General features: G+C 72.8%; 10 protein-coding genes. 4 read left to right on the top strand and 6 right to left on the bottom strand.

All coding sequences use genetic code 11. From position 1 onward, the window contains the following. Positions 1 to 7 precede the first annotated feature (7 nt). The 4 genes from NAEX_RS15430 to NAEX_RS15440 form a co-directional block, all read right to left on the bottom strand. Entirely contained in the window at positions 8 to 1,864 is a 1,857-nt protein-coding gene (locus NAEX_RS15430) for an NAD(P)/FAD-dependent oxidoreductase (protein WP_096328256.1), read from the bottom strand. A 75-nt stretch (positions 1,865 to 1,939) separates the two neighbouring features. Next, entirely contained in the window at positions 1,940 to 2,080 is a 141-nt protein-coding gene (locus tag NAEX_RS50205; RefSeq protein WP_170135743.1) for a hypothetical protein, read from the bottom strand. A gap of 55 nt (positions 2,081 to 2,135) precedes the next feature. Then, the gene (locus NAEX_RS15435) at positions 2,136 to 2,846 is read right to left on the bottom strand and encodes a hypothetical protein (RefSeq protein WP_096328257.1); all 711 of its coding nucleotides are present in this window, start codon (positions 2,844 to 2,846) and stop codon (positions 2,136 to 2,138) included. Positions 2,847 to 3,090: 244 nt separating this feature from the next. Continuing rightward, entirely contained in the window at positions 3,091 to 5,982 is a 2,892-nt protein-coding gene (locus NAEX_RS15440; protein ID WP_143141459.1) for a serine/threonine-protein kinase, read from the bottom strand. A gap of 119 nt (positions 5,983 to 6,101) precedes the next feature. On the opposite strand from NAEX_RS15440, the gene NAEX_RS15445 reads away from it, so the two are divergent. The 3 genes from NAEX_RS15445 (at position 6,102) to NAEX_RS15455 (ending at position 12,641) form a co-directional block, all read left to right on the top strand. After that, a complete protein-coding gene (locus NAEX_RS15445) occupies positions 6,102 to 6,722 on the top strand; it encodes an RNA polymerase sigma factor (protein ID WP_096328259.1) in 621 nt (206 codons plus the stop codon). 157 nt (positions 6,723 to 6,879) lie between these two features. Next, positions 6,880 to 10,398, top strand: coding sequence for a serine/threonine-protein kinase (locus NAEX_RS15450; protein ID WP_096328260.1), 3,519 nt, complete (start codon positions 6,880 to 6,882; stop codon positions 10,396 to 10,398). A gap of 203 nt (positions 10,399 to 10,601) precedes the next feature. Beyond that, positions 10,602 to 12,641: an FG-GAP-like repeat-containing protein gene (locus NAEX_RS15455; RefSeq protein ID WP_100793535.1), complete on the top strand. Its 2,040-nt coding sequence runs from the start codon at positions 10,602 to 10,604 to the stop codon at positions 12,639 to 12,641. A gap of 841 nt (positions 12,642 to 13,482) precedes the next feature. On the opposite strand, the gene NAEX_RS15460 is transcribed toward NAEX_RS15455, so the two are convergent. After that, entirely contained in the window at positions 13,483 to 14,403 is a 921-nt protein-coding gene (locus NAEX_RS15460; protein ID WP_096328262.1) for an FHA domain-containing protein, read from the bottom strand. Positions 14,404 to 15,132: 729 nt separating this feature from the next. On the opposite strand from NAEX_RS15460, the gene NAEX_RS47875 reads away from it, so the two are divergent. Then, a complete protein-coding gene (locus NAEX_RS47875; RefSeq protein ID WP_100793534.1) occupies positions 15,133 to 15,462 on the top strand; it encodes a hypothetical protein in 330 nt (109 codons plus the stop codon). A gap of 248 nt (positions 15,463 to 15,710) precedes the next feature. Here the strand turns inward: NAEX_RS47875 and NAEX_RS15465 are convergent, their stop codons facing one another. Then, positions 15,711 to 16,058: a hypothetical protein gene (locus NAEX_RS15465; RefSeq protein ID WP_096328263.1), complete on the bottom strand. Its 348-nt coding sequence runs from the start codon at positions 16,056 to 16,058 to the stop codon at positions 15,711 to 15,713. Positions 16,059 to 16,291 lie beyond the last annotated feature (233 nt).

Genomic DNA, 16,291 nt, shown 5'->3' on the forward strand with positions numbered 1-16,291 from the left:
CGGGCTTTCATCGGCAAACCTCCGGCGCCTCGGGGGCGCGAAGCAAACGCGACTCGGGATGGACGGCGGCGAGCGTCGCGGGCGCCTCGCCGCCGAGTGCGACGAACCCCTTCATCGCCGCCACGCGAACCAGGCCGAGCACGGCCCGCGCGAGCACCTCGGGGTCGCGCTCAGGGAACAGCGCCTGCGCCCGCGCCAGCAGCTCCGGCACGCTGCGGCACCTCTGCATCGCCGCGACCACCGGCGCCAGCGACGGGTCGATGCGCGCCGGCGTGGCCGCCAGGCGGTGGCTCATCTGCGGCGTCTCGGTCACGAGGTCGTGGTAGACCTCGAGCTTGCCGACGAGGCCGCGCTCGAGGCCGGGCTCGGTGCGCAGGTCGAGGCGGAACGGGGCCACGAGCGCGTATGTCTCGTGGGACAGGTCCTCCGGGGCAGGCACGCCGGCGTCGCGGTAGATCGCCTCGAGCCCGTCGGCCGCGCCGCTGATGCCCTGGATCAGCGGCACCACCACCTCCGCGCCGGCGCCGAGCGCCCGCGGGACCGGGAAGAACCCGGCGGTCGCCATCGTGAAGGCCTGCCGGTCCTCGAGCCGCAGGCGACCCGAGGCGTTGACGAGCTGCTGCGCCGTCCACCACCACGAGGGCGCCGCCTTGTTGTTCCCATAGAAATAGCGGGCGAGGGTGAGGAAGGCGCCGTACTCGCCGCGCAGGTAATCCGAGTACGCCCGCCACAGGCTCGCGGCCGGCAGGTCGGGCCGCGCGCGCCGGGTCAGCCACGTGTAAGCGGCGCGGTGACCTGTCTGAAGGGCCAGGGTGACGCCGGTCGAAAGGATCGGGTCGACGAACATCGCCGCGTCGCCCGCGGCCGCCCAGCCGTCGCCGACGGTCTCCCTGGCCCACGACGACCAGTCCTGGCACGCCCCGACGCGCGCCCCCTTTGGTAAAATGTCGTCGCGCAGGGTCGCGTGCTCGATCAAGCCCGCGACCTCGGGGCACGAGCGCAGCGACTTCCAGAAGAAGGTCTCGAGGTCGACGCCGTCCAGCTTGTCCGCGAAGTGGTGGCGGTTGGTGACGACGCCGACGGTCATCCGATCGCGGCCGAGCGGGAAGTACCAGATCCACCCGTGCTCGATGGCGGCGATGAAGACGGTCGACCGATCTTGCGAGCCGCTGAAGGTGACCTTCCACTCGGCCCCCTGCAAATAACCGTAGACCGCGAAGTTGTTGAGGTTCTCGTCGTAGACCCGCTCGCCCTTCGTCAAAAGGTGCGACAGGCCGGTGGCGTCGAGCACGAAGTCGGCGGTGATCGAGCCGCTGTTGCCGGCGTCGTCCTCCCACGTGATCACGTGCTGCGACGATTTCCCCACGCGCTGCGCCCCGAGCGCCTTGGTGCCCTCGCGGACGTCGGCGCCGAGGCGGCGGGCGTTGTCGAGCAGCAATTCGTCGAAGCGCGAGCGCTCGACGTTGAACGCGGAATAGGGGGTGCGCTGGGTCTGGCCGGGGCCGAGCAGCTTCTCGAAGTCCTGGCCGGTGACTTCGATGATCGAGGCGTCGCCGCCGGCGCGGGAGATCGTCTTGAGCGTCAGGTAATCGGCGGTCCACGGCGTGCGGTCCCTGCCCCAGATGAAGGTGACGCCCATCTTCTTCACGAAGTCGGAGGCGAGCATCGTCTGATAGACGCCGAGGTCCTCGAGCACGCCGTTGGCGGCCGGGATCGTCGATTCGCCGATGTGCCAGCGCGGGAACCTGCATTTCTCGAGGAGGACGATCTTGGCCCCGGGGGCGTACTTTTTGGCGATCGCGGCGAAGGTGCTGCCGGCGGGGCCGCCGCCCAGGACGACACAATCTGCATGCTCGACGGTCATGGCGAATCCTCGGTGTCGCGATGGAGAACGCCGCGGGGCGGGAAAGCCCCGCGGCGTCGTGTGGAGGAGGGGGCTTCAGAAGCCGAAGTTGATGTCGGTGAGCGGCGCCCGCTCGAACTCCACGACCTCGAGGTCGTCGGTCTCGGCCTCGCGGACCTCGAAGCTGGCGTCCTGGTGGCGGATCTCGGTGGTCTCGGACATCTCGTGCGTATCCATGGCAGTCTCTCGTTTCTATCCGTGTTGGTTGCGGGACGATCAATTGGACAGGAACTCAACAGGCCGCGAGCAGCGCGGCGATCGCCGCGTCGCTCGGGGCGCCGGCCGGCTCGGGGGTGAAGCACAGGCGCGCGGTCTCGCCGGCGGCCGCGGCGATCGCCGCGAGCTCGGATGCAGGGAGCGTGGCGACCGCGGCGATCGTGTCGGCCACGTGATCGCCGTCCCTGCCGGCCGCGCTGTGGACCCGCAGGCAGCGGGTCGCGCGGGCGCCGGCCGGCAAGATCGCCTCGACCGCGCGGATGTCGGCCTCGCGCACCGTCATCGCCAGGCGCTCGACGGCGTATGCATACCCCACGCAGCCGAGTGGATCCGGCGCGTGAACGCTGCGCTCGAAGTACTCGACCAGGCGGAGCGCGTTGGCCGGGCGGACCGTCTGCACCACGCGCTCGGCGTCGTGGCCGAGGCCGCGGAGGTCTCGCAGCGCCAGGACGTCATGGTGGCTCTCCTCGCGCGCGCGCTCGCGGGCCCACCCGGCCAGCACGCCTCGCCCCGCCGCCTCGAAGCGCTCCGCAGCGAGACCCAGCAGCCGCGGGGTCGAGTGCGTCAGGTGGTACAGCCCGGCCAGCCGATAGGCCCAGCGCACCGGCGTCAGCGGCGGCACCAGCGCGGGCCTGGCGTGGACGAACGCCGCCGCGACCGCACGGTCGAGGGTCCGGCGCACGCGGGCGCGGTGGAGCTCGTTCGATGACTCGGCGGTGATGGGCATGGCTCTCCGTCAGAGTCGCGACCGGGCGCTTCGATCACCGCGATCGGCGAAAAAGATCGGCGCCGGCGGAGATGTCCGGGGGGACATGACCCCCGTGACATGTCGGCCGGCGTGCTCGTACCCACTGCAACCGATCGGCCGCGCCTCGCCGCGGACCGACCCGCGGTGTTTTCAACGGCTTGCGCCGGGCTCACGCGGGCCGGTCGATGCGCGCGCATCGACCCGCGCACCGCACACGCGCGCGTCACGGGCCGGGTTCGATGCGCTGCTCGGCGAGCCAGGCGTCGATGCCCGGCAGGCGCTCGTTGTGTTGCGCCGCGTATCCGGCCCGGGCCGCGCGCAGCAGCGCCCGGCCCTCGGCGCGATCGCGCCCCGACAGCCACAGCGCCTGGCCGAGGCGGAGCTGCGACTCCGCGACCAGCAGCGGGTCCGGCTGCTCGCTGGCGCTGCGCAGCTCGAGCGCCCGGCGGGCCGGCTCGATCGCCGCGGCCGCGTCGCCGGCGTCGAGGAGGATGAACGCCAGGTCGGACAGCGCGAACGCCACGTCGGGGTGCTGGGGCCCGAGCGTCGCGGTGAACATGTCGACCGCCTGGCGGGCCTGGGCCGCCGCCTCGGCGAAGCGCTCGCGCTCGCGCGCCAGCTCGGCGAGGTGCAGCAGGTTGACCGCGACCTCCGGGTGTCGCTCGCCGTGGACCACGCGCAAGATCGCCTGCACCCGCCGCGACGCCTGCTCGGCCTCCTCGAGGCGGCCGAGCTTCTTCAGCGTCAGCGCCATGTTGTCGAGCGTGCCGGCCACGCTCGGGTGGTTTTCGCCGAGGTTGCGGCGGCGGATCGCCAGCGCGCGCTCGTAGGCCGCCAGCGCCTCGACATCGCGGCCGAGCTCGTCGAGGGTGGCGCCGATGTTGTTCATCGCGTCGCCGACGTCGGGGTGCTCGGGGCCGTGCGCGAGCTCGCCGATCCGCCGCGCCTCCTCGTAGGTGCGGAGCGCCTCCTCGCGGCGGCCGGCGCTGTAGAGCGAGGTGCCGAGCAGGCGCAGCGCGCGGCCGACCTCCGGGTGATGCTCGCCGAGGGCCGCGCGGGCGTGGCGGAGGGCCTCCTCGACCAGCCCGGCGGCCTCGTCGGCGCGGCCCTGGTCGAGGGCGACGCCGGCGAGCTCGCGCAGCAGCCCGGCGGCGTCGAGGTCGTCGACCGTCGGCGCGGCGCGCTGGGCCACCAGGGCCGCGTCGAGCTCGGCGCGCGCGCGGTCGGGCTGACCGGCGACGCGGAGCATCTGCGCCCGACTGCGGCGCAGCGCCGCCCCCAGCGCGCCGGACAGGTGGGCCCGGCGGATCAGCGCCTCGGCCGAGCGGGCCCACCCGAGCCCGGGCTCGAGCGCCGCCTGGCGCCCGCCCACGAGCCCCGCCAGCGCCACTGCGGCGGTCGCCGCCACCTCGTCGTGGCCGCTGTCGATCGCCGTCCAGAAGCCGCGCTCGAGCGTCGTCGCGGCCGCCTCGTAGCGCGCGGTGTCGAGCTCGAGCTGGCCGGTCAGCAGGTCGAGCTCGGCCCTGAGCGGCGCGACGTCGACGGCGGCGGCGTCGGCCGCCAGCCGCGTGACCTCCTCGTAGGCGCGGCTCGAAAGGCCCGCGCGTCGCAGCGCGCGGACCTCCGCGGCCCGGCCGCGGATCGCCGCCGCCTGGGCCGCGACCGCCGGGTCGGCCGGCGGCTGCACGCCCGCGAGCAGCGCCCGGCTGTCGGCGCAGCGGCTCGGCGGCGGCAGGTCGGCGATCGCCTGCACGCCGGTGAAGATCACCGCCGGCTCCGCGCGCGCCAGCACCTCGAGCGTCTCGTCGAGCTCGCGGCGGGCGTCGCTGAGGCACGCCATGCGCAGCTCCGCCACCCGGCGCGCCTGCTCGCCGCTGATCTTCTCCGCCTGGCAGGCGTCGGCGTGCTCCTCGGCCCACGCCCGCGTGTACTCGTCGACGCGGCCGGCGATCTTCTGCCACTGCTGCGGCGCCTCGGGCGTGCCGCTGCCGGCGAACGCCTCGGCCAGCGCCGCCGCGCGCTCGGGGTGCCACACCGCGGCGATCGCCGCCTCGCCGGCGGCGCACGGGTCGGTCACCGCCTGGCCCGCCACCACATAGCCGGCGACCAGCGCCCCGCCGGTCAGCCCGCCGAGCGCGAGCAGCCGCTGGCGCCGGCGCGGGGCCGCCAGGCAGCGGTCGAGCGCCCCCGCCAGCGCGTCCATCGACGGGAACCTGGCCGAAGGGTCAGCCTTGAGCCCGCGCAGCACCACCGCGTGGACGGCCCGCGGCACCTCGCTCCTGGCCGGCGGGCGGACCTCGGTTCGGTGGGCCTCGATCAGCTCGCGCAGGCTCTCGGCCGCGAACGGCCGGCGGCCGTGGAGCCCCTCGTACAGCGCGACGCAGAAGCTGAACTGGTCGCTGCGCGGGCTGGTCTCGCCGGTCGTGAGCTGCTCCGGGGCCATGTACGCCGGCGTCCCGAGCAGCACCCCGGTATGCGTCAGCTCGCGCGCCAGCAGGTCGCCGCGACCGCTCATCGACGACTCGCTCGCCGGCGCCAGGCCCTCGCCCGCGCGCGCGACCCCGAAGTCGAGCACGCGCACGCGCCCGTCCTCGCCGACCATCACGTTCTCGGGCTTGAAGTCGCGGTGGACCAGGCCGACCGCGTGCGCGGCCGCCAGCCCGCGGGCCGCGTCGCGATAGACCTCGACCACGCGGCGCCACGGCTGCGGCCCGCCGCCGAACAGCGCCCGCAGGTCGACGCCGGCGACCAGCTCCATGGCGATGTAGACGCGGCCCTCGTGGGTGCCGCTCTCGTACACCGTGACGACATTCGGGTGCGACAGGCGGGCCATCGCCTGGGCCTCGCGCAAGAGCCTCGCGCGCGCGGCCTCGGAGTCGAGGCGGTCGCGGTGGAGCAGCTTGAGCGCGACCCGGCGCGCCAGCTCGGGGTCGCGGGCCGCGAACACCTCGCCCATCGCCCCGGCGCCGAGCCGCTCGAGCAGGACGAAGCGGCCGATCGTGCGCCGCGCGCGGGCCGGCGCCTCGCCGAACAGGCTCGCGTGCACGCGGTGGCGGGCATCGGACAGCGCCGGATCGTCGCCGTCCTGCGTCACGCCGGCGAGCCTCGCCGCCATCGTGTCGTCAGCCCCGGTCTCCGTCTCGCCCCCGATCACCGGGCACCGAGCTTAGTGGATCTGCCCCGCGGGCGCTCGCCGACCGGCGCAGGTCGGGGCGGACGGGGTTATCATGGGCCATGGAGAGTGACTTCGATCTTCTCGACCGCTGGCGGGCCGGCGATCGCAACGCCGGCACTCGCCTCTTCGAGCGCCACTTCAAGCCGCTCTATCGCTTCTTCCGCAACAAGGTCGGCGACGACGCCGAGGACCTCGTGCAGCAGACCTTCCTCTCCTGCGTGCAGGCGCGCGACGGCTTCCGCGGCGACGCCAGCTTCCGCACGTACCTCTTCACCGTCGCGCGCAACAAGATCCACCAGCACTTCTCCCGCCACCAGCGCAAGCAGGGCGCGATCGACTTCGGCGTCACCTCGGTGATCGACCTCGGCGTCTCGGTGCAGCGGCTGCTCGCCCAGCGGGAGGAGCACAAGCACCTGCTGCACGCGCTGCGCAAGCTGCCGGTCGACCTGCAGATCGCGCTCGAGCTGCATTACTTCGAGAACCTCTCGGGGCCCGAGCTCGCGGTGGTGCTGGCGATCCCCGAGGGCACCGTGCGCAGCCGGCTGCGCCGCGGCCGTGACTTGTTGCGCGAGGCGCTGACCGAGCTCGCCTCGAGCGAGCGCGCCGACTCGACGCTGACGAGCATCGAGAATTGGGCCGAGGAGATCCGCGACAAGGTGCTGGGCCCGAAGGGCTCGTGAGCGCCGACGGGCGGCCCGCAGCGGCGCCCGGGCCGCCGGCAGCGGCGACCCCGCCCGATCGCGCCGCCCCTGCCGGGGCCCTCGCAGCGTCCGGGCCGGGGAGCGCGATCGGGGGTGATCGGCAGCACCATCGAAGCGCGACATATCTGGCGACCGGATGATCCGCGAACATCACGGTGAGGAGACCGCGCCGACCCTCGAGATCCAGTCGACGGAGCAGCCGGCGTTCGAGCCGGCGGCGCACGGCGGCGTGGCGCGGCCGGGCCAGCCCAAGTTCGCCCGGGGCACCCTCATCGACCGCTACGTCCTGCTCGAGCACGTCGGCGCCGGCGCCATGGGCGTCGTCTACGGCGCTTACGACCCCGAGCTCGACCGCAAGATCGCCCTCAAGTTCCTCAAGTCTCACGACCGCGACTACAAGGCGCGCGCCCGGCTGATCCGCGAGGCCCAGGCGCTCGCCCGGCTGGCCCACCCGAACGTCGTCACCGTCTATGACGTCGGCACCTTCGGCGACGAGGTGTTCGTGGCGATGGAGTACGTCCACGGCGTGACGCTGCGGCAATGGTTGACCGCGCGCCGGCGCGACTGGCGAGACATCGTCGCCGTCTTCGGCGCCATCGGCTGCGGCCTGGCCGCCGCCCACGACGCCGGCCTCGTCCACCGCGACCTCAAGCCCGAGAACATCATGATCGGCGTCGACGACCGCGTGCGCGTGATGGACTTCGGCCTCGCGCGCGCCGCCGTCGGCGAGTCGCGCGAGGACCTCGCCGCGCCCCCGCCCGACCAGCCGGTCGAGCTGACCCGCACCGGCACCTTGCTCGGCACGCCGGCCTACATGGCCCCGGAGCAGTGGGAGGGCCTCGAGGCCGACGCGCGCACCGATCAGTTCGCGTTCTGCGTCGCCCTGTGGGAGGCGCTCTACGGCTCGCGGCCGTTCTGCGGCGAGACCCCGTCGGCGCTGCTCCTGGCGATCACCCGCGGCGACATCACCCCGCCGCGCGACGGTCGCCGCGCCCCGCCGTGGCTGCGGCGCCTGCTCGAGCGCGGCCTCGCCGTCGACCCCGCCGCGCGCTGGCCGTCGATGACGGTCCTGCTCGCCGAGCTGACGCGCGACCACCAGGCGCCGAAGCGCCGCCTCGGGGTGCTGTTCTTCGGCTTGCTCGCGCTCGCGGCCGCCGCCCTGGCCGCGCGCCGGATCGACCAGCGGCGGGAAGCGGCGGAGGCGGCCCGGCTCGAGAGCGAGGAGCGGGCGGCCCGGGCCGACGAGGACCGCAAGAAAGCCGAGTCGATCGCGCGCAACCAGGAGATCTGGCGCCTCTCGACGATCGGCGCCCACGAGCGCGACGCCCTCGCGCTGGCCCTCGCGGCGCTCGCGCCGTTCGCCCCGGGCTTCGACGACGCGCCGCAGGTGGTCATCGACGCCCTCGCCGGGGCCATGCAGGCCATGCTGCCGGTGGCGACGATCCCGATCCAGGAGCAGTCGCCGCGGGCCGTCGAGCTGTCCGACGACGGCACCTTGCTCGCCGTCCAGTTCGCCGGCGAGGTCGAGCTGTGGTCGACCGATCCGGTGCTGCAGGTCGCCTCCGTCCCGACCGGCGCCGTCAACCATGCCTTCGTGCGGATCAGCCCCGGCAATCGCTACATCGTCGTCCGCGACGACGACAGTTGCACCGTCCACGCCAGCGACGGCGGCGCGCGCACGGTCCAGGTGCCCCACTGTCACGATCTCGTGTTCGCCCGCGACGACTCGCGGTTCTTCGTCTTGAAGGCGCACACCGGGCCGATCGATCGGCACACCTTCACCCTGCTGTTCGACGCCGTCAGCGCCTATCGACCCGACGACGGGCGGCTCTTGTGGTCGACCCCGCTGGCGGCCCGCGGCGCCGCGCTCGCCCTCGATCCGGGCGACGGGCGGCTCGTCCTCGCCACCGACCAGCTCGCGCCGATCTTCCTCGCCGCCGACACCGGCGCCGCCCTGAGCCCGCTCGTGTGGCGCGACTTGCCGGCGTGGAACGAATCGTGGGCCAGCCGGCGCGACCCCGCCTCGCTGGCCGTCTCGCCCGACGGCCGCTACATCGCCCTCGCCCACCCCTCGGCGGCGGAGGGGGCGCTCGTGTTCGACACCCGGCGTCAGCGCGTCGAGCGGCTGCCTCACCTCGCGCGCACCGTCCTGTTCTCGGCCGACGGGCGGCGGCTCCTCACCGCCAACAACGACGACGAGCACACCATGGTGTTCCACGCCGCCGCCGACCTCGACAGCGGCGGCTGGGAGCAGTCGCAGCGGATCGTCGGCAAGCTGCACGACGCCACCCGCGACGACGAGCTCCTGCTCGTCGGTACCGACATTCGCCTGTCGGAGACCCCCAACCTGCGCCAGAGCACCCCGCCGATCTCCAGCGTCCACGGCGAGCACCTCTCGACCTCGCGGGGCGGCACCCGCTTCGCCATCATCTCCTCGGGCGTCACCTTGTGGGAGTCCGCCGACCCGCTCGAGGTCGGGCGCTGGACCCCGCCGCTCGGCCAGCAGGTCGTACGATTCGACGAGCGCGAGGTCTCGACCCGCGACGCCGACGGCGTGGTCCGCCTGCACGATCGGCGGGGCGAGCGGCCGCCGCTGGTGCTGCCCGAGCCCGACCTCCCCGGCGAGCGCTCGTTCGCGTGGAGCGTCGACGGCGGGATCTGGCGCGAGCCCGCCGCCAACAGCAAGAACCGCGGGCTCATCCGCTTCTACGACGAATGGGGCCGCAAACGCTATTCGCGCGGGTACCTCCCCGGCGGCGGGCGTCAGACCGTCGCCCCCGCGGCCCGCGCGGCCCGGATCGCCGCTGCCAACCCTGACGGCAGCGTCGACATCATCGAGCCGCCGGAGTCGACCCCGCTGTGTACGATCGCCGGCGACGGCACCCGGGTGCGGGAGGTCCGGATCTCCAGCGAGGGCACCTACGTCGGCGTGCTGCACGACTCGGGCGAGCTGGCGATCTGGTCGACCCCTTGGTGCAAGCGGGAGCTCGCCGCCTTCCCGTTCACCATGCCCGACCAGATCTTGACCAGCCTCATCAGCTTCCTCGGCAGCGAGCTGTTCGTCATCCGCGACGACAATCGCACCAGCGTGCTCGACCCGGAGACCGGCCTCGAGCGCTGCCTCGCCATCGACACCTGCCCGGGCGCCGAGGCGCGCAAGGGCTTCTCGATCATCTCGAGCGACGGCCGGTTCCTCCTCACCTCTTGCAGGTCGCGCGACAACCTCGAGGAGGTCCGGCTGTGGGAGGTCGACTCGGGCAGTCAGCTCGCCAACATCGACTTCTCGGCCTACAGCGGCGTCGCCTACAACCCGGCGCCGCGCTCGCCCGGGCTCGAGGAGGCCGCCCTGCTGGAGTTCGCCCACTCCGGCGAATTTCTGGTCGCGCGCACGCAGAAGGGCCAATTGGCCGTCCTGAGCGTGCCGGCGCTGGAGGAGCAGCTGCGCTTGCACACGCGCTCGGCCGCCGACGACTTTCGCCTGCGCAGCGACGACCGCTTCATCGACGTCCTCGACGCCGAGAGCGGCGCCATTCACACCTACCCGGTCACCCGGGCCGGCCTCGTCGAAGCCGCCTGTCGCGCCCTCGCGCGGACGGACATCGCGGGGCAGGTCGCCTCCGAGTGCGGGCAGCTCTCCGCCGCGCCCGTCCCTTGATGCGAGTGTAAAACGATCGACGAGGGCGGCCCGACCGCCGACGATCCGACCCCTGGGCTCGCCGCTCCGGCATCAATGTACGGACCCGCGAATGATCGCAGCACGAGCCTGCTTTGCGCCACGGCGCCGGGCCCGGCGGATCTTCGTCGGCGGTAACACGGGCGTAACGATCTGCGATTCGCTAACGTGACGCTCAAATGGAAATGCGTCTTTCTCCGAAGTCCTCGCGTCGTCCGCGGCCGCTCGCGCTCGGCGCTCTCGTCTTCCCGCTCGTCGCCTGCGACCCCGCCGGGGCCGACGGCGAGTCGCTGCCCACCTGGGAGGAGTTCCGCGCGGCTGCCACGCGCCACGTCGACGGCCAGCCGCGCTACGTCGTCGACGGCGACATCCCGGTCAGCCTCGACCAGCTCGCGGACGCCTACGCCGACCTCGTCGCCGCGCGCGAGGGCGCCGCTCCGCGCAGCATCGTCAACCTCCACGACGGCGCGTTCGACCGCTGGCGGGAGGGCGAGGAGCACGAGCTCACCTATTGCGTGTCGGACGAGTTCGGCGCGCGCAAGGATCGGGCCGTGCGCGAGATGGCCGAGGCGGCGCGGTCGTGGGAGCAGGCCGCGCACGTCGACTTCCGCTACCGGCCCGCCGGCGACGCCGACTGTCGGCCCGGCGCCGCCGCCCTGTTCGCGGTGCGGCCGTGGGACAGCGGCGGCGCCATGGCCTTCTTCCCGGCGATGCCCCAGTCGACGCGGATCCTCTACGTCGATTACGCCGACTTCGACGACAACCCCGACTGGCGGACCGCGACCCCGCGGATCACCACCGTCGGCGTCCTGCGCCACGAGCTCGGGCACGTCCTCGGCCTGCGCCACGAGCACACCCGTGTCGCCTCCAGCGTCTGCTTCGAGGACAATTCGTGGGCCGAGCTGGGCGAGTACGATCATCGCTCCGTCATGCATTATCAGTGGTGTACCGGCGGCGTCTCCTCCACCGATTACACGCTGACGATCGCCGACCAGGAGGGCGCGCGCACCCTCTACGGCCCGCCCGCCGTGGTCCTGCACCAGCCGCGGGTCGCCGTCGACTTCGACCACGACGGCCGCAGCGACCTCGCGATGACCGGCGCCACCGCCTGGAAGGGCGTGCCCGTCGCGTTCGCGGGGTCCGGCCGGGCCTTCGAGGTCACGAACCTCGACGCCGCCGCCCTCGCCGCCGCCGCCGGCCGGCACGGCGTCCAGATCGCCACTGGCGACTTCGACGGCGACGGCCGCACCGACCTCGTCCTCACCGGCGCCCCCGACTGGAAATCATTGGTCCTCGCCCGCTCCCGCGGCGACGGCAGCTTCGCCGTCACGACCCCCGCCCTGGGCGACTGGCATCGATGGGCCGCCCGCGACAACGCGCATTTGCTCGCCGGCGACTTCGACGGCGACGGCCGCACCGACCTCGCCCTGCTCGGCGACGAATCGGCGGACCGCATCGCCGTCGCCCTGTCGCGCGGCGACGGCGGCTTCGAGCTCGCCGAGCACACCGGCGACGAATTCCCCGTCTGGGCCGCCGCCCCCGGCGTGCGCACGATCGCCGGCGACTTCGACGGCGACGGCACCACCGACCTCGCCCTCGCCGGCGACCGCCGTGAGCCCTCGCTCCCCCTCGCCCTGTCGCGCGGCGACGGCTCGTTCGACGTCGTCCGCCGGCCCGCGCGCAGCTTCGCCACCGCCGCCGCCGCCGCCGACGCCGTCGTCCTCCCCGGCGACTTCGACGGCGACGGCACCACCGACCTCGCCGTCACCGGCCCCGCCGGCTGGAAGAGCTTGCCCGCCGCCCTCTCCAACGGCGACGGCTCCTTCACCTTCGCCGACTCGCCGACCGCTGCGCTCGGCGACTGGGCCGAGGAGGCCGGCACGCGCGTCTTGCCGGGCGACTTCGACGGCGACGGCAAGACCGACCTCGCCCTCGTCGGCCGCGCCGACGCCGTCCCGCTCGCGCTGTCCCGCGGCGACGGCACCTTCGCGCTCGCCCAGCCGGCCCGCACCACCTTCGGCGGCCGGCTCAAGACCGGCGCCCAGGTCGTCGTCGGCGACTTCGACGGCGACGGCCGCAGCGACCTCGCCATGACCGGCCCCGCCGACTGGCACACGCTCCCCACCGCCTACTCCAACGGCGACGGCTCCTTCACCCTCGCCGACGAACCCGCCGGCGAATTCGCCGTCCTGGCCGGCCACGAGGGCGCGCGCCTGCTCGAATAGACCCCGCGACCCGCGGCCGCCGAATCGGTGCCCGGCGCCGATTCGGCGGTCCAACAATCACAGCATCCGCCGTCGCTCGAAGCAGGTGCGGTCCGGCTCGAGTCCGCGGCAAGTCGAGTCGAACCGCGCACTGCTGGAACAGCACTCGTCACGCGTCCGTCGACCTCGGTGACGACCAGCGCCAGTCGCCACAGCCGGACGGGCGGTGTGTCGGCGGGTGCCTCCCCGACAGCGGATAGCGACCGATCGCCCAGATCCCCGCCCGACCGGATGTCTTGAAAAAGCAGCTCGCTCCGCCCAGGTCCGCGCTTCGGGCCGGGACGTACGTGCAGCTCCGGCGCTCCGAGCTGCCGCAGTTCTTCGAGCTGCGCGGCGAGATCGATCGCACGCACCTCGCCCGTACGGCCGCGACATCGACGACACCGAACGGCTCTCCTCTCTCCCCGTCCGCGCGCTCCAGGACAGCGACCCGCGCGCTGCACCACTTCGGTCTCGAAGAAACATCCACGAGGCTCGGCGCGGGTCCGCAAGATCGCCCGCAGCGCAGGCTCGCAACGGACACCCTCGCGCAGCTCGCCGACGACACTGTCGTGGTCCGAATCCGCCGCGAAGTGGAGCGACACGCAACGCCAGCTCCTCGCAAACAATCCGCGCATCCTGTTCTCTCCGACCGAGCCAACGGCGATACCGCGCAGCCCGGCGACGACTCGTTCGTGGCCCGAATCCGCGGCGAAGTGGAGCGATCACCAGGCCGATCTTCGTCCGCAGCGTAGACGGACCTGCCTTCGCCAGCACCGGGTGATGCCCCTCGCCACTTTCGCGCGCCCTCACCACCCCGGAATCAATCGAGCGCCCGCAGCTCGATGCGCGCCACGCCGAGGCGGATTTGTCGGGTCCCCGGGCGGCGTTCGACCAGCGACGCCGCGTCGGCGACCCCGAGCCGGCCGAGCTGCGTGCGCGCGCGGTGGATGCAGATGTTCAGGTGGTTGTCGTCCATGCGCAGCATTTTGAGCAGCTCGTCGGCCGTCAGCCAGCCTTGCTCCGCAGCCGGCAGCCCGGCCCGCTCGTCGGCGAGGCGTCGGCGCGCCAGCAGCAGCAGCACGTAGTGATGCGCCCGGCGCTGCAGGTCGAGGCGGCGGTCGCCGCAGCACGCCACCAGCTCGACCCGCTCCTCGTCGCGGCTGAACGCGAAGCACAGCCGCAGGTTGGCCACGCACAGCCCGCCGTCGCTCTCTTGCCACGTCCCGGCGCAGAACTTCGGCAGGTACACCCGCCAGAGCCCGTCGCCGAGCGCCAGCACCGCCCGGTCGTCGATCGACGCGACCTCGCCGCCGCGCTCGCAGATCCACGAACCTTGCGGATCCTGATAAATCGAGCACTCCGGCTCTTGTGGGTCTGGCAGCGCCAGATAGCCGCCTTCCCCGACCCGCCATTGGGCTGCCGGCAATTGGTGCGCCATCAGCTGCGGGCCCGTGGCGTCCTCCAGGTTGAAGACCGCCGATTCGCGCCCGAAGCGGATCTCCGCCCCCTGGCGCAGCACCAGGCGCTCTCCCGCCGCCAGCCGCGCCCCGTCGACGCAGGTCCCGTTGCGGCTGCCGAGGTCGTGCAATTCCCAGTGGTCGCCGTCCCACTGGATCTCCGCGTGGCGCCCGGACACGTCGCGGGCTCCGAGCACCAGGTCACATGATTTCGAACGCCCTACCAAACAGCGGTCAGGTAGAATGAGGCGCTCGTCGGAACTATGCGCGCGCAGGACAGCCATCGGACCATCACCGATCTTAGCCTGAATTCGCCAATGGACCACCGCCGTGCTGGCGCACTCGACCGGCGGCCGCAATCCCGGCGCGGGCGCTCCGCCCGCCCGACGTGTCTATTCGCGGAAAACACCGTACCCTTGCGACCGCCCCCCGCGAATATTTCGCCCTCTCCTGGGGGTCTCCCAGCGGCCCATGCCCGCCGACCGCGACCCCGTCGATTCGCAATTCTCCAGGGTCCCGTCGCTGCTCACTCCATTCGTCGCGCTCGGGCGGCAGTTCCGCGAGACGGCGAGCAACTCCTCGGCCTACCTCGGCGACCACGATCGACCTGCTGAGCGGCGGCACCGCCGCCCTGGTGATGTTCGCGCCGACCCTCGAGTCCGCGGCCGACGTCGCCCTCGAGCGCGCCGTCGACCTCATCCCCGGCGAGCTCGTGCGCCTGCGCCCGCAGCAAACCCCCAGCAGCTCCCCGACAAGCCCGTCGTCTCGCCCACGGGCCCGCCCGACAATGCGGCCCCCTCCCGGGTGACCGCGAACGGGCAGCTCGCCCCTGCGGCCCCGCCGGAGCCGCCCGGCGAGGGGCCCGCCGCCCCGCCCGCCAGGCCACTCGATGACCCGTCCGAGGTCGACGACCCCGACCGCCTGGCCAACACCCCCTCGACGAGCCGCCGACAGCCGTCGAGCTGCCCGGCGATCCCTTCGACTCGGCCGAAGGCTGGTCCGAACTCCACCCGATGAACGAACCGTGGACCACCGAAATTATGCGGGGGCTCCACGACATGCGAGTCGGCACTTTCGGCGCCGAGGGTGAAAACGTGGTCTACAACTTCGGCCTCGGCATCTGCCCGGACGGCCGCCTGTCGGCGCAGCGCAAACAGAGCACCGGCACCCCGTCCTCGACGGCCGGATCAAGCCCGCCCTCGAGGCTCTCACGGTCGACCTTCCCCAATGAGGTGCTCGCGCTCCTGGCCGGCAGGTGCCAGAAGATCAGCTACGAGTTCACCGGCGCAGCACACCGGCCGCGGCATCGTGCAACGAAGCGACTTGCCCCCCCTCGGCCGTGATGCCTCATGGACCGACATTGATTCGATACGACCATCGAGGGGGTCGTGGGCGAGCCGCCCCGTATCGAGGCGACAGCGCTCCAGGCTCACTCGACGGAGAGCGCTCGGCCCGGCAGCTGTGCACGCAGCCACGCTGCCCGCTGCGAGGCGCCATCGGCCCCTCGCCGCCTGTCCTTTGCAACGGCCTCGCACCCGCCGGCGCCCTGTTCACCAGGCCGGCGGCGGTGCCCGGCTTCGCCGACCGCCGCTCAGGGGCTCTCGACGTCGTGCTCGTACCCGTAGAAGAAGTGGTGGCACGAGTTGACCGGCGCCTCGAGCTCGATCGCCTGCTCCGGGCCGAACACGATGCCAGTCGGGAACGTAAGGTGGTTGTGCCCCTGCAGAGGGTCCCAAATGCGGTTGTACGCCACGCGCGCCTTGGCCCGCCGCAGGCGTACGGACACGCGTTGGCCTGTTTCGTTCACGATCGTCCACGCCGTCAGCACGAACACCTTGCCGGCGGGCACGGTATACGCGATCTGATTCAGGTATGAATTCGACTCATAAAACACGACGCGCACCTCGTCGTGGGTGACACAACAATTCTGAGTGGGCATTGTAGCTCCTGGAGCGCGCAACAACGATCGAGATTCGCAGCACTCGACTCGACCGGCAGGTTATCACGGCGGCGATCGCCGGTCAACGCGAGACCACTTGAATGGTTCTGTATGCCTTCGGGTCCCGTTTCCGCGCTCAGCGGGGCCCGGATGGGGCAGGTCCTGGAGCGAGCATTCTTCGCTGCGCGGGCCTTGCAAGGGCCCTTCCGGCAGTGCCGTGAATCCCGCAGCCC

Origin of the sequence: Nannocystis exedens (assembly GCF_002343915.1) — a bacterium.
GTDB lineage: Bacteria > Myxococcota_A > Polyangia > Nannocystales > Nannocystaceae > Nannocystis > Nannocystis exedens.

Bases quoted from the DNA above. Each gene is read 5' to 3' on its own strand.
- NAEX_RS15430 (WP_096328256.1), bottom strand. From the start codon at position 1,864: ATGACCGTCGAGCATGCAGATTGTGTCGTCCTGGGCGGCGGCCCCGCC.
- NAEX_RS50205 (WP_170135743.1), bottom strand. From the start codon at position 2,080: ATGGATACGCACGAGATGTCCGAGACCACCGAGATCCGCCACCAGGAC.
- NAEX_RS15435 (WP_096328257.1), bottom strand. From the start codon at position 2,846: ATGCCCATCACCGCCGAGTCATCGAACGAGCTCCACCGCGCCCGCGTG.
- NAEX_RS15440 (WP_143141459.1), bottom strand. From the start codon at position 5,982: ATGGCGGCGAGGCTCGCCGGCGTGACGCAGGACGGCGACGATCCGGCG.
- NAEX_RS15445 (WP_096328259.1), top strand. From the start codon at position 6,102: ATGGAGAGTGACTTCGATCTTCTCGACCGCTGGCGGGCCGGCGATCGC.
- NAEX_RS15450 (WP_096328260.1), top strand. From the start codon at position 6,880: ATGATCCGCGAACATCACGGTGAGGAGACCGCGCCGACCCTCGAGATC.
- NAEX_RS15455 (WP_100793535.1), top strand. From the start codon at position 10,602: ATGCGTCTTTCTCCGAAGTCCTCGCGTCGTCCGCGGCCGCTCGCGCTC.
- NAEX_RS15460 (WP_096328262.1), bottom strand. From the start codon at position 14,403: ATGGCTGTCCTGCGCGCGCATAGTTCCGACGAGCGCCTCATTCTACCT.
- NAEX_RS47875 (WP_100793534.1), top strand. From the start codon at position 15,133: ATGAACGAACCGTGGACCACCGAAATTATGCGGGGGCTCCACGACATG.
- NAEX_RS15465 (WP_096328263.1), bottom strand. From the start codon at position 16,058: ATGCCCACTCAGAATTGTTGTGTCACCCACGACGAGGTGCGCGTCGTG.